Source organism: Dyadobacter sp. BE31, from assembly GCF_031457695.1.
Taxonomy (GTDB): domain Bacteria; phylum Bacteroidota; class Bacteroidia; order Cytophagales; family Spirosomataceae; genus Dyadobacter.
Genome location: NZ_JAVDXA010000006.1, coordinates 206,155 through 227,599 on the forward strand (window position 1 = coordinate 206,155; position 21,445 = coordinate 227,599).

Genomic DNA, 21,445 nt, shown 5'->3' on the forward strand with positions numbered 1-21,445 from the left:
GACCGCTGACGGTCGACGGCCGACCGCGGATTAGGCGGCGCGCACAATCGGCGGTCGGTGGTCAGCTGTCGGCGGTCAAAAATTGTTAAATGTTACTATCAATAGTCAAATGTTTCTCCGCGACGCTACTAGCCTGCGGCAACGTAATAAACCTCGTGAGCACGGCGCTGATGAAGTACAGGATCGCCAGCGTCCAGGCCACGCCCTCACTGCCGATGGAGCCAATGAATAGCCCTACAATGGCCGGGCCGATGAAAACCGGCAGGCCTGCTCCGAGGTTCAGGATGGCCATAGCGGCGCCTTTTTCTTCTTTTACCAATGAGGGCACCAATGCCGACAGCGGTACATACCCGGCGAGTAATCCGCCCCAAAGGATGCCGGGGATGAGGATCAGCCAGAAGTTGCCGTCGAAAAGCGCTGGGGAGTAGTAGAAGAGCAAGGTACTCACCCCGCAGCCGAATCCTCCGAACCACATAATGGTGTTCTGCCAACCCAGCCGGTCGCCCACGAAGCCAAAAATGAGGTTGAAAATGATGTTACTGGTGAAAATGGTACCCCATATCCACAGCCATTCCTGCGTGGAAAGCCCATGCTCGGCCATGTAGGTAGGGAGGAACACCGGGAATGCAAATTGCGCCGTGGTGTTGATAATGCGTACAATGCCGCCGATCAGCACCTTGGGTTCTTCGCGGATAATGGTGAAGCCTTTCAGTAGCTCCTTAGCCTTGCCGGCAGCCTCGCCGGTGGAGTGGAACTGATCTTTGTTTAAAACCAATGCAAAAAATGCCCCGACGGAAACCCAGAAAATAGAGCTCCAAAGCGTATTCTGGTAGCCGATCCGCTCAATGGCCCAGCTCGAATAATAGGCGCCGAATACATTGAGGCCGCCCGTAAATACAAACCAGAACCAGCCCACCGCGCGCCCGAGCGCTTGTTCGGGCGTGCGGTAGGTGATCCAAACCAGAAACGAATAGGCAAACAACGGATACCCGAACCCTCTGATCGCATAGGTGAGCAGCATGACGGGGAAATTCAGCGATTCCATGCCCAATCCCACAAAACCGACGGTGCCAATCACGTAAAGTAAAATGCCCATCAGCATGGCCTTGCGCGGGCCATACCCTTCGGCCAGGACGCCCGAAAACCAGGACGAAATGGCGATGGTAATGCCGTACACCGTGAAAAGCGATGCGGATTGCTGGATCGTCATGCCACGGTCGAGGAGGTAGGGGCTGAGCCAGCCTTGCTCCACGCCATCGCCCATCATGAAAATCAGGATGCCCAGATACCCCCAGGCGAGGTGCCGGGGTAATCCGATGCGGTCAAAGGGTGTCGTTGGTGTCATTGTTGGATTGATTTAGGAATATGAAAAAGGTCAGTTGAACGAATATCTCACACCCAGCTGAATGCGCCACGGCGTTCCGCCGATCGGCCGGGTAGCAATGTTCTGCACCGAATAGTTGTATTGCTGCTTCGCCTGATCGAATCCGGTAATGTTGAGCAGGTTGGTATTGCCGCGGTTGTAGTTGCGGCCCCATTCCTTGTTCAGGATGTTAAGGAAGTTGAATGCATCGGCCGAAAATTCGAGGTTATGGCCTTTGGCAATGCTGAATGCCTTGGTCAGGCGCAGGTCAACCGTCGTATAAAATGGGTTGGAGCCGCCGTTCCGCTTCGCTACCTGCCCGATATTGGAATTGATATAATCCTTCACGCTCTGGTCGGTTTCGGGATTGCTCAGCAGGTCGCTGATGCCCTTGCGGATGTTCTCGGGGGTGTTCGGGTTGTTAGGATCAAAAACGTAGGCCAGGTCATTGGTTAATACAAAATCGCCATTCAAACTCGTATTACCGCCCACCAGGAAGCTATACCGGCTGCCGCCGATGCCGATGAGCGTCGCGCCGAGCTGGAAACCTTTCCACGACGGTGCCGCGCCGTTGATGACGAGTTTGTTGCGGAACTGCTGGTCGGAGTAGCCGTAGTTCAGGTTGCGGGGATCGTCTTTCACGGGAAGGAATGTGGAGGTATTGGCCACGCAGCAGTTGTAGGAAGAGTTGTCCTTCGCCGAGTTGATGGTGTAGCTCGCGTTCACATACCCATCATTTCCAATCCGAATGCTGGCGTCGGCCACAAATGTGAGTTGGTTGGACTCGCCGGTCGAGATCAGTTCGAGTACGCGTCCGACATCAGCAGTTTTGCGCGATTGCAGCCAGTCGGTTACGCCCTTGGCCGAAATGCTTGCCGCCGGCACGAACACGCCGCGGTTATCCTCATTGGCAAGCCTGAATGCCGGATTATCGGCCAGGTTGCGGTCTACATACACATAGTTATGTACCGTGCGGCCCACGATTGCATTCAAGCCCACGCGGATGCGGTCGCCGAAAAAGTGGTTGTAGTTGATATTCGCCTTGTAAGTGGTCGGTACCTGAAAATTCTTGTTCACCGCGTTGATCGTCGAAATGTAATTTACGCCTTCAGGAATGCCGGGGATCGTGGACGGATCGTTGCGATAAGCATTGAAATCGGGTTTCGGAACGGCCGCGCCGGTGACGTCAATCGCGCCTACCATGGTGCCGCTGTTCTGGATGTTGTTTACCTGGGCGTAGTAATGCGGCTGCGAAGAGAACATCCCGCCGCCGATTTTAAGAATATCCTTCTTGCGGCCGCCCATATCCCAGGTCACCTGGAAACGCGGCTGGATGTTGTTCCAATCCTGTGGTTTGATGTCCGTACGCACACCCAATGTCTTGTCGACGGTCGCATTGTAATCGCCATTCGTGAGGAACGCGGTAGCATCGTAGCGCACACCGAGGACGACGTTCAGGTTACGGGTCGGGTTGTACTCGGCCTGTGCAAATGCGGAAATATCGAGCACGGTCTGTTCCACGATCGGCGCGCCTTTCAATGGCACCTCGCGGGCGTAGCGGTACGGGCGCAATGCCGCGAGGTCGTTGAGGCTGTTGAAGAAGAAACGGCCGTTCTGTTCGCTGGAAAGGTAGGTTTCCATGTAAGTGAGCATGTTATCGGTACCGAATGTGAAATTGACCTTATCGGTATTCCAATAGGCTGTGTTGCTCAGATGCACCTGCTTCATGCGGTTGGATTCCGGGCTGAAACGCTGCCCGCCGAACTGCACCGACTTGGTTTGCGTCGCATTCGGGTTAGCCTCCGTCGGGAAGGGTGAGGTCACGTTCACGATCGCCCGCGGGATGTTCGAAAACGGCAGGTAGCTCTGGGGTGTCTTCGGTTTGTAGGAGTACATGTATTGTACTTTGAACTCGTTGGTCAGGCGCGGGTTCAGTGACGAGCGCAATGCGGCCATGGCGGTGGTCGAAACATCCTTGAAGTTGTTGTACGATTCCAGCAGGTTGATATTCGAATTATCACCTTCGTTGAACGGCGACACATAGCGCGTGGTATTGCTTCGGAGCGTCAGCTTGTGTTTCTGGTTGATTTGCCAGTCGAGACGCACGAATGCGGTGTTGGTCGTGGTTTTGCGCGGAAACTGGCCGTATTGCTGACCTTTTAAGCCGTACAATTCGGAGGCAATGCGGATGAGCTTATCGAGCGTGTCCTTCCGGATTCCGTAGCGCTGCTCATCGTCGGCGCTTTTAATATCCGCGATCACGAGCGGCTGGCTGGCATCCTGGCGGTCGTAGGCGACGAAGAAATGCAGTTTGTCCTTAATCAAAGGCCCTCCGAGGCTGAAACCCGATTGGTAGTTGCTGAAATTCTGCTCACGCTTCACGCCACGAATATCGTAGCCGCTGGATAATGTATTATTTCTGAAATAAAGGAATGCCGAGCCTTCCAGCTTATTGGTTCCGCTTTTGGTCACCGCGCTGATCGCCCCGCCCGATTGCCGGCCCTGGGTAACGTCGTAATCATTGGTAATGACCTTGTATTCGCGAATTGCTTCGAGGGAAATGGCGTAAGGCCCTTCCGCTACGGTGCCGTTGGTCCACTGGTTCTTGGCATTCATCCCGTCGATCGTCACGTTTGCACCGGTAGCACGCTGCCCGCCGAAACTGAAATTATCGCCGCCCTGCAACGGGGAAAGGTTATTGAGGCGCGTGAAATTGCGGCCTTCATTCGGTAAGCTCTTGATCTGAGCCGCCGTAATGGAGGTAGATGCGCCCGCCTGCTGTACTTCTTTGGTAAAGCCTTTTTCAGAAATAACCACTTCTTTCAGTGCGGTTTCCGAAGCGGAAAGGGTAATGTCGACGCTCAATTTGTCGCCATAGTTGAGGGAATAACCGGTTTGTTTCACCGTTTGCAGACCCACAAATGAGGCGCTGATCGAATAAGGTTTACCCAAAGGCAACTGGTGCAGCGCATATTCCCCCTTTGCATTGGTAATGGTATGTGTTTCAAAGCCGGTGGCGTCGTTACGGATGGTAATGGTGGCACCGGGTAGGAGTTCATTGTTCGTGGCGTCTTTTACCGTGCCTGTGATGGAGGCGTCGGTGGCCTGTGCATACCCGCTTCGCGCTCCCGATAGCAGCGCCAGCAGCAGCATGAAGGCTGCGAGATAAGAGTTAAAGGATTTCATGGTAGATTGAGTAGATCTAAATTTTACATTTTCATAATGATGTGTTAAAATTTATTTCACTTTTCGATCAGCTTCCGGCGCCTTGGAGACTTTTCGAGGGTGTTTTTGGTATAATTGACATAAAAATCATGAAATATTATAGCCAAAGAGCCATACAAACAAAGTGAAATTAAATTATTTAAACAAAATTAAAGTTTATTAAAGCAAACGAAACTGTCTGATTGTGATGTTAACAATATGATAATACCGGCCCGGGAAAGTAATACAGGCGGTTTTTGGTCTTTATATTGTATTATTTTTATTTGAAAAAATAAATCTGGCGGTATGTTAGGCAACGGTTATGAGGAGGGGTTTCCGTGTTCCGGAAACTATGGTTATACTTGCTTTCAAAGTGTATCGAAATGACTATTACGGAAAGGCATCAATTCATTTTGCAGGAGCTGAAAAGGGCTGGTACGGTGAGTATCGTGCAGCTTTCGGAGCAAATGCAGGTTTCCGGCGTGACGATCCGGAAGGATCTGAAACTCCTCGAAGACAAAAATCTGTTGTTCAGGACGCACGGCGGAGGCTCGCTCAACAACCCTTATGCGGTGGAGCGGCCCATTAATGAGAAAGAATTTATTAACTCCGACGAGAAGCAAAGCATTGCGCGTGAGGCATTAACACTGATCCGGCAAACGGATTCGATCATGATCGGATCGGGTACGACGGTGTTTGAGCTTGCGCGCTGCCTGCACCCGACGAAGCAGATCACCGTGATCACGCCGGCTGTAAAGGTTACATTGGAGCTCAGTAACCGGCCCAATGTGGAGGTGTTGCAGCTAGGCGGGCTGATCCGCCAGAACTCGTCGTCGGTGGCCGGTTCCTATGCCGAGTATATTCTCGACCATATTTCGTGCGGCGTGCTTTTTATCGGTGTGGATGGGATCGACTTCGATTTCGGGTTGTCGATCAGCAACCTGACGGAGGCGGGTTTGAACCAGAAGATGATCAGCACCGCGCAGGTAGTGGTGGTGCTGGCCGACCATACGAAGTTTGGCAAAAGGGGAATTGGAAAAATTTGCGACCTCGACCAGGTGCAGTACATCGTGACCGATGCCGGCGTGTCGGACGAGGCCGTCAAATCCCTGGAAGACCGAGGCGTGAAGGTGCTGGTCGCAGGACGGTAAGGGTTTAGGAAAGTAAGGGTTTACGAAAGTAAGTCTGCTCTTTAATCCATTTTATCAGCCAGTTCGAGGCTGATTTTCAATTGCTTCCGGGTCGATGCAGTGAGTTCACGTTTGGCCAGTGCGTGACATTCATAGGTGGCATCGGCGAACATCATTTGCTGCGGCGGCGTCTTCTGGGTCGCTGCCGAAGGGCCGCGTAATGCGCCTACGAGCCCCATCTCGCGTGCGACGTACACATAGCGTATCGCGTCTATCACCACGCCTGCCGAGTTGGGCGAATCCTGCACGGAAAGTTGGGCGTCGAGCGTTACCGGAGAGCCCATAAAGCCTTCCAGTTCGAGGCGGAAATTGGCCACTTTGTTATCTCCGTAGAATGCGATGTATTCCGATGGCCCGGCGTGGAGAAAGCTGTCGGCGGTAGAGATGCCGCGGATATCATTTTGAGCACGGATTACATTCTCTTTCGATATTTTCTTCGATTTCAGGCGGTTCTTATCCTCCATGTTCAGGAAGTCGGTATTGCCACCGACGTTGCGCTGAATGTGGGCTTTCACGTGGTGGCCGCGCTCGAAGGCCAGTTCTTGCAACATTTGTGACAATATGCTGGCCCCAAACTGGCTCCGCATGTCGTCGCCGATCAGCGGAATGCCCGCATCGATGAACTTCTGCTCCCATTCCGGGTCGGACGCGATGAACACCGGAATGCAGTTTACGAGCGAAATGCCGAGTTCCAGGCAGATTTCAGCGTAAAACTCTGTTGCAAGTTGCGATCCTACCGGCAGGTAATTGATCAGCACTTCGGCCTCGTGCGCTTGCAGGTGCGCGATGATTTCCTGGCGGATGGTGGCGGTCAATGCTTCGTTATATTCTTCGCCGCTGGTCAGCAGGTCGGTTTCCTTTAGTTCTTCTTTTACTACGAAACGGTTGTCGGCCGGGTAGGCGAGCATTTGCGGGGAAACGCCGTCGAGTACGGGTGAGCGGTAAATCGGGGCCTCGGCGGTAATGTCGGTGTATAGTTCGATCGCGCAATTGGGTTTGGTGAAAATGGCATCTTTCAATTTCAACCCGATTTTACGCTCGTCGACCTCGAAACCGCAGACGAATTCGATGTTTTCGGCTCGGTAGCCACCGATATTGTCGGCCATAAGTCCCGAGGTTTTTTCTGCATAGCGTGTATAGTATTCAACGCCCTGGACGAGGGAGCTGGCGCAGTTTCCTACCCCCACAATCGCCACCTTTATCTTTTGATCAATATTTGACATTTCCAATAATCTAAGTTTATGATGAGAATTTTATTTTAAAATATTTTAATAAATATGAAATACTTGAATTTGAGTCAAAATAAAGCATTGATTGCTGGAAATGCAACTGTAAATGGATATTTATGCAAACGTTTGCATTAAGATTCGTATATTTAATTTTTGGAATATTTTAGAATGACACGAATACACCGATACGACAGCAGAGAGGCATTCACCCTTTGGATGGGACCAGTAATTCGTGCTTCCGGTTTGGCGGGAAGGTTATTTGCTTTGTTTTTGGAGAGTGGGGTAAAAAAGAAAAGCCAGACTTAGAGCCTGGCTTAGGAGTGAATGGAGATTTCGGTATCTAAAACTCTTGATCAACCTTTTGTTTAAGCAGAACCAGACGCTCCGCAATTTCCAGGCATTCGCCTTTGGACATCTGGCCGATGGTGTTTTTAACGGCATTCATCATTACCCTTCCTTCGTCATCGTAGGCAATGCCTGATCGGGTTACGGTGGTGCAGAGGTCGTCCCATTCAGGGGCAAGCTCATCCGAAAACATTTTGGATGGGATAATCTTGAAATAGGCGTGCAAGGACAGCAGGTCGGCCCGGCACCGGTTAGGGTCAAGGGTTAAGCCTTCGACGAACTTCGAAAGTTCGACGTAAGCAAAAAGGTTGGAATGTTTCATGAATGGAGGGATGGATTTGGAAATAGCATAAACTATTGGCTGTAAATGTATCTTTTTACGCTTTACAGCACAAATAGGGCCATTTCCCTGCGATACGATGGCCGGAATGGCAGATCTTCTAGATGCCTAATTTTTAGATATTTAGTAACTAATTCTACAAAATTCCGTACAAGTCAAGAATTTCAAAAAGTTATTTAACGGTAATGGCGATGGGGCTATCCGACATATCAGGGTGTATGAAAATGAAAAACGCCTCACATTGCTGCAAGGCGCTTTTTTGTGGATGTATAATAATGTGATATTATACTTTCGTGACCGCGACGGGAATCGAACCCATATCTAGAGTTTAGGAAACTCCTATTCTATCCGTTGAACTACGCAGTCAAATTTTGTACCCCAAAAAGGGATTTGGGGTGCAAAACTGAGAAAAATTCGTTTGAATTACAAATGATTATTCCTCTGTTTCCACTGGTGTGTAACCGAGATCCAACCAGTTGGGGTAAATGGAGAAGTGTTTTTCTTTCACCAGAGAGAACAGTGTCCGCTTCAATTCGTCGATGTTTTCCTTTTGCTGGGCTGAGATGAAAACGACATGGTCGGCTTTTTCCGAGATGTAGCTTCGTTTCAGCTGGTTAAGCACGTCCTGGGTCGATGGCGCCGGGTTCTCTTCCTCCTCTTCGTCGTTGTACGATGGTTTGTACAAATCTATTTTGTTGAAAACCAATATGGAAGGTTTGTTGGCTGCGCCGATTTCTTCCAGCGTTTTGTTCACAACATCAAGATGTTCCTCAAACGAAGCATGTGAAATGTCCACGACATGCATCAGGATGTCCGCTTCGCGAACCTCGTCGAGGGTCGATTTGAACGACTCGATAAGCGTTGTGGGCAATTTGCGGATGAAGCCGACCGTGTCCGTAAGCAGGAAGGGGATATTCTCCATGTTCACTTTCCGCACGGTGGAGTCGACGGTCGCGAAGAGTTTGTTTTCGGCGAAAACGTCGGCTTTCGATAGGTTGCGCATCAATGTCGATTTACCGACGTTGGTGTAACCCACAATAGCCACACGCACGAGGCGGTCGCGCTCTTTGCGGCGGGTTACGCTTTGCTTATCCACTTTTTCGAGCTTCTCTTTCAGGAACGCGATCCGGTCTTTCACGATCCGGCGGTCGGTTTCGAGTTCCGTTTCACCAGGGCCTCGCATACCCACACCTGCGCCCGACTGGCGGCTAAGGTGCGTCCACATGCGCGTCAACCGCGGGTACATATACTGGTACTGCGCGAGCTCCACCTGCAATTTTGCCTGGGCGGTTTGAGCACGCATGGCGAAAATGGCGAGGATCAGCAAGCTGCGGTCGATTACCTTGATGTCCTTGAAAACGGCTTCGAGGTTCCGGACCTGAGACGGTGTAAGGTCGTCGTCGTAAATGATCATATCCACCGGGTTGGCGGTGACGTAGATCAGGATCTCTTCGAGTTTTCCTTTTCCGGTGTAAGTGCGGATGTCGGTTCGTTCGAGATTTTGTGTGAAAGTCTGGACCGTTTCCACGCCCAGCGTAGTCGCCAGGAATGCAAGCTCTTCCAGGTATTCCTTCGTCTTTTCAGTGTTTTGTTTTTGGGTGCTTACAGCAACCAGAACGGCCGTTTCCTTTTTGGCAGCTGTCGAATATAATTTTTTCTTATCAATCATGCACTGGTGTTTTTGTGTCTTTGTTCCGGCTCAAAATCCTGCGATAGCATACCCAAATGCCGGAAAAGGGGCAGAGTTGCAACGGTTTGCCGGTCGCAAAAGTTCACCGCAGGAATTTGTGAAATTACATTTACCATTTAACAAATCCATTTTTTTATTTGATTGTTCGAAAAAGACTTTTGTATCTTTGCCGAAATTCTTAACGCCTATGTTGGTGCTCATCTTCGGCTAATGCCTAGCCACAATTCAGTCTCCGCCTTTTAACGGGCACTTTTTTACGACCCATTGCCGGTCGCACAATTTCTATTTATCCATTATTGCAAATTTTTATTATCCATGAAAAAGTGGTTTACACTGCTTCGTGAGGCTATTCGTGGCTCCGAAGAAAGTTTTACCGAAGGAAGCATCAACCGTGCCATTTTCTTACTGTCAGTACCCATGATCCTCGAAATGGTGATGGAGTCGCTGTTCGCGGTAGTTGATATTTTCTTTGTTTCAAAAGTAAGCACCGAGGCCGTCGCGACGGTCGGACTCACCGAATCGGTGATTACGCTGGTTTATTCCCTTGCGATCGGTCTCAGCACGGCGGCGACAGCTACCATTGCGCGGCGCACGGGTGAAGGAAACCTGGACCAGGCGCGGCATGCGGTAGGGCAGGTGATATTCATTTCACTCGCCATTTCATCCGTGACTGCGGTGGCCGGGTATCTGTTAGCAGGAGACATTCTCCGCATGATGGGTGCCGATCATAAGGTGATCGAAACGGGTACCAACTTTGCCCGGATCCAGTTCCTGAGCAGCCCGGTGGTGGTATTGCTTTACTCACTGAGCGGCGCATTGCGCGGAGCGGGGGCCGCTGCCACAGCCATGCGTTCGCTGATGATTGCCAACGGTTTCAATATGCTTCTTGGACCGATCCTGATTTTCGGCCTGGGGCCGTTCCCGGAACTCGGCGTAACAGGTGCGGCTTTGGCCACGGCCACAGGACGTTCCATTGGGGTGGCTTATCAGTTGTTTTCACTCACCAAAGGCAGAAAAGCACTGGGTTTGCTTTGGGAAGACCTAAAACCGAATCCTGAAACAATCAGGGCGATCGTCAAAATTGCGACCGGCGGCACTGTTCAGTTTCTGATAGGTTCTGCGAGCTGGATTTTCCTGACGCGCATTCTTTCCGAGTTCGGCAGCGACGTGGTGGCAGGTTACACCATTGCTATCCGGGTCATCATGTTCACATTACTGCCTGCCTGGGGGCTTGCCAATGCCGCGGCGACGCTGGTAGGGCAGAACCTCGGTGCCGAGAAGCCCGAACGCGCTGAAGCGTCGGTATGGAAATGTGCTTCGTTCAATCTGATATTCCTGGGCGTGCTTGCAGTCGTGATGTTTGTCGGTGCAGAAGGCATTATCAGCCTGTTCAGTTCGCAGCCACATGTGGTCGAAACGGGCAAACTCGCACTGCGCGTTCTTTGCATGGGTTATGGGTTTTACGCATACGGGATGGTGGTGATCCAGTCGCTGAATGGCGCGGGTGACACCAAAACACCGACAGTCCTGAACCTGATTGCGTTCTGGGCTGTGCAAATCCCTACTGCGTATGTACTGGCCGTTATCCTCGATTTCGGGCCGGTGGGAGTTTTTGCAGCGGTACCCATTGCGGAATCCGTCCTGGCGATGCTGGGCATTTGGCGGTTCCGTCTTGGGGGATGGAAGGTCGTTAAAGTGTAAATATGCCTGGAATTATTCGGGGAAGTCATATAGTGTTGGGCTTGGTCAGGAGTTTTCTGATCGTGGTGCGGTATTGTCTGGTGGTAATGCGGCGGAGGTAGGGGAAGTGGTCAGGAGTAGTCAAGTTTAGTCAAGAGTGGTCAGGTGTTGTCAGGGGTGGTCAGGAATAGTCAAGTTTGGTCAGGTGTTGTCGGGCGTGGTCAGGAGTAGTCAAGTTTAGTCAGGAGTGGTCAGGTATCGTCAAGAGTAGTCAGGAACTGTCAGGAGTGGTTAGGGGTTGTGATGATTAATTACGAGGTTTGGTTGTTGCCAATGAATCGGACTAACTCAGATTAAACTTGACTCTCTTGACAATAACTGACCACGCCTGACCAAACTTGACCCTCTTGACAATACCTGACTACTCCTGACTAAACTTGACCACCCCTGACAATACCTGACCAAACTTGACCCCACCACAAATCGTTACAAAACCGCAACATCGATGAAAATAGAACAGATATATACCGGCTGCCTTGCGCAGGGCGCTTATTTTATAGTTTCAAATGGCGAAGCCGCGGTGATTGATCCGCTGCGCGAAGTAGCTCCCTACATTCAGAAAGCAGAGAAGATCGGCGCCAAAATCCGGTATGTTTTTGAAACCCATTTTCATGCGGACTTCGTTTCGGGGCATATTGATCTGGCCGAAAAAACCGGAGCCGAAATCGTGTATGGTCCCGGTGCGCAAACCGGCTTCAAGGCCCATATTGCCAAAGACGGGGAAGAATTCAAACTCGGTGATGTGATCATCCGCGCATTGCACACGCCCGGGCACACGATGGAATCGACGAGCTATTTGCTGTTTGATCAATCCGGTAAGCCGGTGGCCCTGTTCAGCGGGGATACCTTATTTATAGGGGATGTGGGGCGGCCCGATCTGGCCCAGAAAGGCGACCTGACCATGGACGATCTCGCGGGAATGCTCTACGACAGCCTCCGTTCGAAGATTATGCCGCTCCCGGACGATGTAATCGTATACCCGGCTCACGGCGCAGGCTCAGCATGCGGCAAGAATATGAGCAAGGAAACTTCCGACACATTGGGCAACCAGAAGCGTTTCAACTACGCATTGCGCGCGGATATGACCAAAGAGGAATTTATCAGAGAAGTGACGACGGGCCTCACAGAGCCGCCCCAGTATTTTCCTGAAAACGTCAAAATGAACCGCGATGGTTACGAAAGCATCGACGATGTGCTCGAACGCGGGCATCAGGCATTGTCACCGGAGGCATTCGAAGCCAAAGCAAACAACACCGGCGCATTGATCCTCGATACCCGCAAGCCGGTCGATTTTGCAAAAGGGTTTATTCCAAATTCCATCAATATCGGCATCGACGGCAGCTTTGCCCCCTGGGTAGGCGCATTGATCCCCGATTTGAAACAACTATTGCTTATCATCACTGAGCCGGGTAGAGAGGAAGAAGTGGTAACACGCCTAGCACGGGTAGGGTACGACTACACGATCGGCTATCTCAATGGCGGTTTCGAGAGCTGGAAGCTGGCAGGTAAAGAAGTCGATACGGTCGAATCGGTCAGTGCCGAGGAATTTGCGCGACGTTTCGAATCAGGCGAACTCGAAGTAATTGATGTGCGTAAGCCCGATGAGTTTGCTTCCGGGCATATCGAAGGGGCGAGAAACCTGCCTTTGGATTACATCAACGACCTCATGCCTGAATTCCCGAAAGACCGCCAACTGCACATTCATTGCGCGGGAGGCTACCGCTCCATGGTGGCCGCCTCGATCCTGAAATCCCGCGGTGTAGACGACGTCGTCAACATCGAAGGAGGCTACGGCGCAGTTGCGAAAACGAACGTACCGGTTTCTGTCGCGGTGTGATTATTTGGCTGATTATTTGTAGTTTAGGGAAAATCAACTGATTGTTTATGGAAACGCTGGTTGTAGAGCTAACTCATAAAAATGCATTGCAGCTGCTTAGGGATTTGGAAGCGATGAATATTATTCGTTTGCATAATGACAAAGAGGCTCCCAAAAAAAGGCTTTCTGAAAAGTATAGGGGTATTTTACCGAGAGAGGCTGGTGAAGATCTTGTCAATCACGCAAAGCAAGTTCGAAACGAATGGGGCAGTATCTAATCGACACGAACATTGTTTCGAAATATTTGTCGGGTTTGTTGCCCGTCAAAGGAGAACTACTGTTGGATGCAGTGGTCGATTCGATTCCGCAATTATCGGTGATTACACAAATAGAACTATTGTCGTGGAGAAGCGGATTTGAGGGGCGGGTCGGAGAGTTCGTTAATGACAGCATCATATTTGCATTGACTCCCGAGGTTGTTGAGGCATGTATTAAACTAAGACGTGAACGCAAAATGAGAACGCCGGACGCGATCCTAGCCGCAACAGCTATTGTTAGTGATCTTATTTTGTTGACAGATAATGAAATAGACTTTCTTGGGGTTCACAGATTAGAGGTGATTAATCCTAATAAACTCTGATTTGCGTTTTGTTGTTTTTTAACAATATATAAAATCTATATACTTAATATTTTAACAATGAACATCATCGAACTTCTTAAAAGCCCCTGGCCGTGGTATGTTGCCGGGCCGTTGATCGGGTTGACTGTGCCGGTGTTGCTGTTACTGGGGAATAAATCGTTTGGTATATCGTCGTCGTTGCGGCATATCTGTGCGGCGGTGATTCCGGCCGGTTTACCTTTTTTTAAATACAACTGGCGGAAGGAGGCCTGGAACTTGTTTTTTGTAGCCGGAATAGCGATTGGTGGGTTTGCTGGAAACTTTTGGCTGGGCAATCCCAATGCCATCGTGGTGGCGGATGATACCCGGCAAACGCTGGCTGCCCTGGGTGTAACCGACTTTTCAGGCCTGATGCCGGCGGATATTTTCGCGGTAAGCAATGTATTTACGTCGAAAGGCCTGATATTCCTCGTGCTCGGCGGGTTTCTGGTTGGTTTTGGAACGCGGTATGCCGGGGGGTGTACCTCGGGGCATGCGATAATGGGGCTGTCCAATCTGCAGTGGCCTTCGCTCGTGGCTACGGTGAGTTTTATGATCGGCGGGTTTGCCTGTACGCATTTGCTGCTTCCGTTCTTTCTACGTCTCGTTTTGTAAACCTCGATTCATCATGGAAAAGGTACATCAGCACTCCCCGCTCGCAGAACCTGTCGACAAAGACTTTGACAATATCAAAATTGATGGCTGCGACGGTGCAAACCGGCAGCAGTCTGTCGAAGGTTTCACTGCAAACCTCAAATACCTGCTCGTAGGTATCCTATTCGGGATCGTTTTTGTAAAAGCCGAGATTGTTTCATGGTTCCGTATCCAGGAAATGTTCCGGCTCGATTCGTTTCATATGTACGGCGTGATCGGCTCGGCCGTAGGTGTGGGCCTGCTGTCCATCTGGCTGATCAAACGGTTCAATATCAAAACAATATCCGGCGAAACGGTGAGCATTGCCGACAAGGTTTTCGACAAAGGCCAGATTTACGGCGGTGCCCTGTTCGGTATAGGCTGGGCCATTACCGGCGCTTGCCCAGGACCGTTGTTCGCGCAGATCGGTGCGGGTTACCTGGCGGTGGCTGTTACTCTGTTGAGTGCCATTGCGGGAACCTGGTTTTACGGATTGATCCGCGCGCGGCTCCCGCATTGATTATTCCTTGCGGGCTACCAGGTACAATTGTTCGTCGCCCAGCATGAAAGGGTCCGCTTCGAGGTTACTGAATGAACCTACCACAAGCAACCCGGCCAGTTCAAACATATAGGTGAGCTCGCCAAGTGTGTAAATATGCTGGCGCACGCTGTGGGTCACTTTTTCGGAGCCGGAAATGAAGGTTTGCTCGGCTTCGATGTAACTGCCTTCGGCGCGGTACTCGTTTTCTGCCAGGTAAACAATGTCATCCTGTACCGGCATCCAGTTGCGTGTCTGGAAGTTAGGCAGAATGCTTTCAGCAAGGTTTTCGGTGTGGATAGCGACGTGGGCGCCCGGTTTCAGTGATATGGCGATCTGATTGATAAATTGCTGCATATCCCCTCGCGGAAAGAAGCTGAAACTATTCCCGAAACAATATGCGGCGTCAAATGCAGCTTCGGGAAGCGGATAATTCAGCACATCCGCGCAAATGACTTCCAACGGCAGTTGCTGCTTGCTGCTGACGCCTTGTAACTCTTCACAATACTCCTGTGAAATATCGATACAAGTCAATGCCGCGCCCTGCTCCGCCAGCGGAATGGCGTGCCTCCCGTAGCCGGCAAGCACGTCGAGCACTTTGCTATCCGACTTTATTTCGAGCACATCCCGCAGGAAATCGACCTCATAATCGGTGTATTCTTCGTCCTGATTCAGTTTCCAGGCACGTTGCGGAAGTCCTTTGAAATAGGTATGGTACCAGGCCACGACAGTATTTTGGTTTAAATTAAAACCCAAAACTACTAAAAAAGCCTGCTTACATACGCATGAGTGCGGGTGTAATGCGCAGGTGCACCTGACCGGAAAGCGGGGTTTTGCCATAAACACTTTCCAGCGGGCGGTCGGGTTTGTAAAGGCTGATCTGCGCTCCGGCTTGCAATAATGTGTTGCTGAACGAAACAATCTGGCGGTTCAAACCGAGCGAAAACATCGAAACGGGTAACTTTTCAAGAAGGGGGTCGGGGTCATAAGCGATCAGCCCTAGCTCGCTGCCGCTTTTCTGAACCCATTCATACCGGCCATAAAGAGCCCATTTATCGAGTTGCAGATTGGATTCAGCCAGAACAGAATGTTCCTTGTGATGTTCGCCGGCGTCATTCAAACCCCATACAAGCGTGGAGGAAATCCATCTGTTTTTTCCTCCCAGGTTACCCGAGTGCTGGACGGAGGCCGTCGTACGGTTTACATCCTCGTCGGGCTCACGCGGCTCGGGGCTTTTGATAAAACCTCTGGAAGCCTGTAACGCCCAGTTGGCCGACGGATTGAACAACAGCCGGTAACTGTAAGAATTGAAGCGCGGCCTGTCGAAATCAAAGCGGTTTTCGTCTGGTTCGCGGCCGGTGAATGAGGAGCCTTCGAGTTTGAATTTACCGTAACGCACACCCGCCGTAACGACACCAAATGTAATATGCGTCGCGTCCTGCCAGTGATGGCCGAGCACGGCATCGGGGTTGTTGAACGCCGACATCCGGTGCATAAACGCCGTAGGGCCAAGGGCTGGCTCGCCGGGATAACCCGCGTAAATCGTCAGGTCGACCTTATCATTGATCCGCTGGGTATAGCCGACAGAAAGTTCCGAAATAAGATCATGTGGGTGCTGGCGGTCGATAAGTGGCTTGCCTTTCCAGCTCTCGCCGGATTGGAAAAGCAGCGGATAACCTGCGCCGCCGTCGGTGAGTCGGTCGAGAGAAACCATCGCGCGGAGGTTCAACAAGCCGTTTTTACCCACTTGCCGCTGGGCCATTCCCATAAACCAGTTGGGGGCGCTGAACTTTGAGTCTGAACCTCTTTTGCCGTCGTTATTTAAGTTTTGGGCGGTATACCGCAGGAAAATGCTTCCGTGCAGCATGTAGTTCCATTTGCTCCCGTGTTTCATGTAGGCGTACATAGGCGTGGCGTCGGGCTGCCAGCCGGTACCGGAGCCATTGCGGGTCATGGGCAGGCTCAATGAAAAGCTGTGGGTCATGTGCGATGGGCTGTGACCCATTTGCGCATGATCCATGCTTTTCATATTGTGCATTTCATGGCTGGTAGTGTCTTTCGCGGGCTCGCGATGGTGCTCGTGCTGGGCAAATGCGGGGAGCGCGGCCGTCGCCATGGCGACGGTCAGCGCAGTAAGTTTGTTGACAAGCATGATGAAGTAATTTCGTGACTAATGTGCTGCGGCGGTTTTGCGGCAGCAGTTCGGCAGTTTGTCGTGTGCCTTCTCGTTGGCAGGCAGCTCGTCGGCGTCGTAGCCGGTTTTGTTGATCGTCGCCTTGATGGCCTCCGCGGTCGTTTTGTCCGGATTGTATTTCACGGTAATGACCTTGTTGGAAAGATCGAGATTCGATTCTTTCACGCCTTTGGAAAGCCCGAGGTTGCGCTCAATGCGTGCCTTGCACATTTCGCAAATGGCTGAGGTTTTGATTTTTACCTCTTTGGTACCGTCGGCGTAGGCGATATTCAGGCCTAGAAACAGGGCGGTAATAATGCTTAAAATGGTCGTTTTCATAATCTGGTCAATTTAAAATCAGTGTTGATGTGCTGTTGTATCGGTTTCTGCCAGGGCTACTTCCTGTAACTCCATTTTGCAAACCGGGCATTTGCCAGCCTCGGCGTACGTCTTTTCTCCTTCGCATTTCATCGGGCAGGCATACTTTTTCTCGCTCACTGCGTGTGCTTCGGTGGTAGCGGCCTCTTTTTCAGATTTGTTTCCCGAACAGGCAACGGATAAGAACAGCAAGGAGGCAACAATGATTTTGTTCATATAATGGAAGTTTTAATAAATTCTTGATAACGAATATTTTAGATTAATCAGATATCGGTTGTTAATTCCCCACCTGGTCGAGTGCGGTGCGTTGCAATGTGCCTTTTTTGAACTCTCCGGGCGTCATACCGGTCACTTTTTTGAACTGGTTGCTCAAATGCGCCGTGCTGCTGTAAGAAAGCCGCCAAGCTATTTCGCTCAATGTAAGTTCGTTGTAGGAAAGCCATTCCTTTACTTTCTCCACTTTCTGGGCAATGATATATTGCTCGATCGTCTGCCCGGTTTCGGAAGAAAACAAGTTGCTCAGGTACGAATATTCATAGCCGATTTTTTCCGACAGATAATCCGAAAAATTCATCTGTGCGGGCTTGTTGCCTTTCAGGTTCTGTACCTCGTCGATCACGAGCGTTTTGATATGCTCCACCAGCGCCAGACGACGGTCATCGAGCAGCTCGAAGCCATTCGCTTCCAGCACCGTTTTTACCTGTTGCAACTTATCGGTATTCACCTCAGCCACGGTCTCCACTTCGCCAAGTTCGACGAAAGTCAAGTCAATTCCCAACCCGTTCAGTTCTTCCCGCACCACCCGCTTGCAGCGGTCACACACCATATTTTTGATATATAACTTCATAATCCATTCAATTTAGCCTAAATCCTTCGTCCCATTCCTCCTTCCTCCCTTTCCTCCTTTTGTCTCAACGCGGAGCGCCCAAGATTATCGAACAATCTTATAACGCATTCCCGCATAAATCATTCGCCCTACTACCGGCCCCCAGGCCATTCCCGCATCGAAATGCTGTCCGAATGGCTCATTGGCACCCATGATCGGGTCTTTCTGACGGAAATTAGCCAGGTTTTCGCCACCGAGGTAAATATCCCATTTCGGGAAAGTGCGTGTGATCTGGGCATTCAGGTTGTAAAACGATGGTGCCCAGGTTGATGTCAGGTCTGTCGGCACGTGGTGGTCGGGGACGTGGCCCATATAAGGAAGCCGTTTTTTGCCGTTCCATTGTACGGTGGCGTCGAACTTCCATTTGTCGTATGGCAAGGCATATCCTGCGTTAAAAAGTACCCTGTCGCGGCTCACCATCATTCTCGGTTGCAAAGTATTCTGGTCGTACACATTACGGATGGTCTGTTTCACATCGAAGAGCCGGTACGCGAGTTTCAGTTCGAGCCGTTTGATGGGCGTCAGGTTCGCTTCGGCCTGGAAGCTGTTGGCATAGGCTTTTCCTTCGAGGTTGTAAAAGCGAATGTAACGAGGATCTTCCATATCTGCCACGAGTTGGTTTTCGAAATCCGTCCGGTAGAAATCCATGATGAAATTCCCACTCATTTCACCGATCTTAAACTCCTGCGTAACGCTGGCCCCATAGTTCCACGACACTTCGGGGCGGATAGCTTCGCGGAAAACCACATTACGCGAGCTCACCAGGTTTCCATAGTATTCCGCGAGCGGGTTTGAGACCCGGAACCCACGGCCTGCCGATGCGCGCAGCGTGGTTTGGTCGGTAAGGTTGTATTTCAAATGCAGGCGAGGCGTCCATTGTGTGCCGTAAAGATTGTGGAAATCCACGCGTCCGCCGGCTACCATCACAAATTTGTCGAGGTGATTATAGGTGTATTCAAAGAATGCGCCTGGTACTGACTCATTTCGTTTCAGGCGGATATCCTTGTAAACCTCATCATAATTATCGAGCATGTAGCTGATCCCGGTCTTGTAGGAGTGATTGGTGTTGTCGATAATCGATTGGTAAATCAGGTTTCCGTACAGCGTTTTTTGCGTTCCATCATAGGTATTTAGTCCAAAATAGGATTTCGAATCGTGTACCGATGCATTCAGGATCAGTCCCAGGCCTTTGTAGGGCTTCTCGGGAAACAACCGTGCAATTTTGGAGAAAAACTCATAGCGATTCACTTTGGCACCGAAACCGTAGGCTTGGGTAGTCCCTTTCATTTCGCGTTCAAAATTCTTCTGGCCACCCAGGCGGTCTTCATAAAGTGCTTTTACCCCAAATTGGGCCATTAATTTATCGCCTTGGTACTTCCAGCGGTTCACGGCATTGTACTGGGTGTAAAGCGGGAGGTCGAGGAAGCCATCACCGTTTTTGTCGACGCGGTTGCGTAGCGTGCTACCGTGCGTAAGGAGTCCTGTGCTCCATTTTTTGTTCAACTGGTGTGCGAGGTTGAGGTTCACCTCCCCGCGGCCGAAATTATTGACGTAGGTGTTCAGATATAGTTTTTCCTGTGTATCCGGTTTTTGAAGCTCGACATTGATCTGCCCGGTCATCGATTCATAACCGTTGACGACCGAGCCGGCACCTTTGCCGACATCGATCGACTGGATCCACGTTCCGGGAACGAAATTGAGTCCGAATGTGGATGCCAACCCGCGTATGGAAGGGATATTCTCGACGTTGGTCTGAATGTAAGTACCATTCAGGCCGAGCATCTGGATCTGTTTGGAGCCCGTCACCGCATCGCTGTATGAGACTGAAACGGATGCATTGGTTTCAAAACTCTCGGAAAGGTTACAGCACGCTGCCTTGGCTAATGCACGGGTCGTGATGATTTCGGTTTGGTGTGGAGAAAGCCGGTCGATGGAGGTATTTCCGGCTCTGACTACCACTTCGTCGAGCGTCTGGTCGTTTTGCAGCACTACCTGCAAATCGCTTTCCTGCCCGATTTTGATGGTATCGTTCCGAAACCCGACGAAGCTCACTACCAGCAGGGCCGATTGCGCCGACCGCGGAATGCTGAACCGGCCGTTTTCGTCGGTGGCCGTAGCCTGTGTCGTACCCGACCAGTACACATTGGCACCGGTGATGGGTTTCAGGTTTTTAGTTTGCGGTTCCTGCTCGTTGACCGACCCGGTTATACGTTGTGCATAAATGCAGGAGGTTATCAGTAAGAGTAATCCTCCCAGAAGGTATTTGTTCATGATTGCATGGATTCATTGGAATAAAAGACTCATTGCCAGAACCGTCGGCATGAATGCGGCGGCTTTGCATTAAATGACTGTTATTCAATGATATCAAATCAGGAACGATTGGATAAATGTGAGCATACTTCTCCCATGAAGCCGGGAAGTGAAGGATATGTCGGGGGAAAATAAGGGGGCAGGGAGTGTCCACTCAGCCCGGATGAACTGATAACGTGTAACCGACCAGGTAACACCTGCTGCTACCGATTTGAGAAGTTTCGCGAGCAATTGCGAATCAACCGAAGCAACTTCCAGTTTTTCGAGCTTCTTACTTTCCTTGCAGCAGGCTGCTTTTTCGAAAAATGTGCCCTTAGTCATTTTCAACGCTGCGCGTTTGGCACAGCAGGAGGAAGCAACTTTCGATTTGGAAGAATTTTCTTTGCCCTTGCCTATGAGCTGCACCGATTTACCTCCCATCACCGCGCATTGGCGCTCTGTCAGCACGAACCCGGTGCTGCTCAGCAGGACCAGGAAGGCCATCAGGATGGTGATCGATTGATGCAGTTTGTTTTTCATTTGAATATTGGCAAAGATTTCAGGCTATTGAATTGGCCCGAAATTCAGATTCCGGGCCAAAAATACTAATTATCAGGCGATTTCTTCGGCTACGTACCCAGCCTTTTTAATCAACTCCTGAATTTCTTCCGGCGAATGGCTCGTTTCGACTTTCAGCACACGGTCCGGATTTTCCAGGTCGACGGCCCATGTTTCCACATTTTCGTCTCCATTCAGGAAGGGTGTAACAGCGGCGATACATCCGCCGCATTTGATATTGGTTTTGAATTGCAAGGTTTCCATGGTTACTAAAATCTCCCGTTTCCCGCGGGACAGGTTATGTGTTAAATTGTTTTACAAATATCGGCAGCGCCGGTCTGGGGTTTGTTACAGAATTGTGGGGAGGTGTTACAGAGTTTTTGGGTTGAGGTGGGAGAGTTCTACAAGCTGTTAC

The 21,445-nt window shown here is 50.7% G+C and carries 20 protein-coding genes and 1 tRNA gene; 7 read left to right on the forward strand and 14 right to left on the reverse strand.

All coding sequences use genetic code 11. The features are described 5' to 3' along the window. Positions 1-85 precede the first annotated feature (85 nt). Entirely contained in the window at positions 86-1,345 is a 1,260-nt protein-coding gene (locus tag J2Y43_RS26390; protein ID WP_309989873.1) for an MFS transporter, read from the reverse strand. A gap of 30 nt (positions 1,346-1,375) precedes the next feature. Then, a complete protein-coding gene (locus J2Y43_RS26395; RefSeq protein ID WP_309989871.1) occupies positions 1,376-4,549 on the reverse strand; it encodes a carboxypeptidase regulatory-like domain-containing protein in 3,174 nt (1,057 codons plus the stop codon). Positions 4,550-4,950: 401 nt separating this feature from the next. Here J2Y43_RS26395 and J2Y43_RS26400 point away from each other — a divergent pair, with 401 nt between their 5' ends. Next, the gene (locus J2Y43_RS26400) at positions 4,951-5,718 is read left to right on the forward strand and encodes a DeoR/GlpR family DNA-binding transcription regulator (protein ID WP_309989868.1); all 768 of its coding nucleotides are present in this window, start codon (positions 4,951-4,953) and stop codon (positions 5,716-5,718) included. 41 nt (positions 5,719-5,759) lie between these two features. Here the strand turns inward: J2Y43_RS26400 and J2Y43_RS26405 are convergent, their stop codons facing one another. The 4 genes from J2Y43_RS26405 to hflX all read right to left on the reverse strand — a co-directional run bounded on the left by J2Y43_RS26405 (position 5,760) and on the right by hflX (position 9,340). After that, on the reverse strand, positions 5,760-6,980 hold the full coding sequence (locus J2Y43_RS26405) for a Myo-inositol-1-phosphate synthase (RefSeq protein ID WP_309989866.1): 1,221 nt from the start codon (positions 6,978-6,980) through the stop codon (positions 5,760-5,762). Between the two features lie 346 nt (positions 6,981-7,326). Further along, on the reverse strand, positions 7,327-7,653 hold the full coding sequence (locus J2Y43_RS26410) for a hypothetical protein (protein WP_309989863.1): 327 nt from the start codon (positions 7,651-7,653) through the stop codon (positions 7,327-7,329). 312 nt (positions 7,654-7,965) lie between these two features. Continuing rightward, positions 7,966-8,037: transfer RNA gene (locus tag J2Y43_RS26415), tRNA-Arg, on the reverse strand. 67 nt (positions 8,038-8,104) lie between these two features. Continuing rightward, on the reverse strand, positions 8,105-9,340 hold the full coding sequence (hflX, locus tag J2Y43_RS26420) for a GTPase HflX (protein WP_223400030.1): 1,236 nt from the start codon (positions 9,338-9,340) through the stop codon (positions 8,105-8,107). A gap of 336 nt (positions 9,341-9,676) precedes the next feature. Between hflX and J2Y43_RS26425 the strand changes: the two genes are divergently transcribed. The 6 genes from J2Y43_RS26425 to J2Y43_RS26450 all read left to right on the forward strand — a co-directional run bounded on the left by J2Y43_RS26425 (position 9,677) and on the right by J2Y43_RS26450 (position 14,728). Continuing rightward, positions 9,677-11,062: an MATE family efflux transporter gene (locus J2Y43_RS26425; protein WP_309989859.1), complete on the forward strand. Its 1,386-nt coding sequence runs from the start codon at positions 9,677-9,679 to the stop codon at positions 11,060-11,062. Positions 11,063-11,546: 484 nt separating this feature from the next. After that, positions 11,547-12,938, forward strand: coding sequence for a rhodanese-like domain-containing protein (locus J2Y43_RS26430; RefSeq protein WP_309989856.1), 1,392 nt, complete (start codon positions 11,547-11,549; stop codon positions 12,936-12,938). A 47-nt stretch (positions 12,939-12,985) separates the two neighbouring features. Next, positions 12,986-13,195, forward strand: coding sequence for a hypothetical protein (locus J2Y43_RS26435; protein WP_309989854.1), 210 nt, complete (start codon positions 12,986-12,988; stop codon positions 13,193-13,195). Then, positions 13,180-13,557 (forward strand): type II toxin-antitoxin system VapC family toxin, encoded by a 378-nt coding sequence (locus tag J2Y43_RS26440; protein WP_309989851.1) that lies wholly within the window; start codon positions 13,180-13,182, stop codon positions 13,555-13,557. The genes J2Y43_RS26435 and J2Y43_RS26440 overlap by 16 nt, the downstream gene beginning before the upstream one ends. A gap of 57 nt (positions 13,558-13,614) precedes the next feature. Next, positions 13,615-14,190 (forward strand): YeeE/YedE thiosulfate transporter family protein, encoded by a 576-nt coding sequence (locus J2Y43_RS26445; RefSeq protein ID WP_309989850.1) that lies wholly within the window; start codon positions 13,615-13,617, stop codon positions 14,188-14,190. 13 nt (positions 14,191-14,203) lie between these two features. Beyond that, positions 14,204-14,728 (forward strand): DUF6691 family protein, encoded by a 525-nt coding sequence (locus J2Y43_RS26450; protein ID WP_309989847.1) that lies wholly within the window; start codon positions 14,204-14,206, stop codon positions 14,726-14,728. Here the strand turns inward: J2Y43_RS26450 and J2Y43_RS26455 are convergent, their stop codons facing one another. The 8 genes from J2Y43_RS26455 to J2Y43_RS26490 all read right to left on the reverse strand — a co-directional run bounded on the left by J2Y43_RS26455 (position 14,729) and on the right by J2Y43_RS26490 (position 21,294). After that, positions 14,729-15,472 carry a class I SAM-dependent methyltransferase gene (locus J2Y43_RS26455; protein ID WP_309989844.1) on the reverse strand — a complete coding sequence of 248 codons (744 nt, stop codon included), beginning with the start codon at positions 15,470-15,472 and terminating at the stop codon, positions 14,729-14,731. Positions 15,473-15,521: 49 nt separating this feature from the next. Next, on the reverse strand, positions 15,522-16,898 hold the full coding sequence (locus tag J2Y43_RS26460) for a hypothetical protein (protein WP_309989840.1): 1,377 nt from the start codon (positions 16,896-16,898) through the stop codon (positions 15,522-15,524). Positions 16,899-16,916: 18 nt separating this feature from the next. Beyond that, positions 16,917-17,258: a heavy metal-associated domain-containing protein gene (locus tag J2Y43_RS26465; RefSeq protein ID WP_309989837.1), complete on the reverse strand. Its 342-nt coding sequence runs from the start codon at positions 17,256-17,258 to the stop codon at positions 16,917-16,919. 18 nt (positions 17,259-17,276) lie between these two features. After that, entirely contained in the window at positions 17,277-17,513 is a 237-nt protein-coding gene (locus tag J2Y43_RS26470) for a heavy metal-binding domain-containing protein (protein WP_309989834.1), read from the reverse strand. A 61-nt stretch (positions 17,514-17,574) separates the two neighbouring features. Beyond that, positions 17,575-18,144, reverse strand: a complete 570-nt coding sequence (locus J2Y43_RS26475) for a helix-turn-helix transcriptional regulator (protein ID WP_309989831.1) — start codon at positions 18,142-18,144, stop codon at positions 17,575-17,577. Between the two features lie 84 nt (positions 18,145-18,228). Further along, the gene (locus J2Y43_RS26480) at positions 18,229-20,454 is read right to left on the reverse strand and encodes a TonB-dependent receptor (RefSeq protein ID WP_309989828.1); all 2,226 of its coding nucleotides are present in this window, start codon (positions 20,452-20,454) and stop codon (positions 18,229-18,231) included. Between the two features lie 93 nt (positions 20,455-20,547). After that, positions 20,548-21,012, reverse strand: coding sequence for a hypothetical protein (locus J2Y43_RS26485; protein WP_309989825.1), 465 nt, complete (start codon positions 21,010-21,012; stop codon positions 20,548-20,550). A gap of 72 nt (positions 21,013-21,084) precedes the next feature. Next, positions 21,085-21,294 carry a heavy-metal-associated domain-containing protein gene (locus tag J2Y43_RS26490; protein ID WP_223400044.1) on the reverse strand — a complete coding sequence of 70 codons (210 nt, stop codon included), beginning with the start codon at positions 21,292-21,294 and terminating at the stop codon, positions 21,085-21,087. Positions 21,295-21,445: the final 151 nt, after the last annotated feature.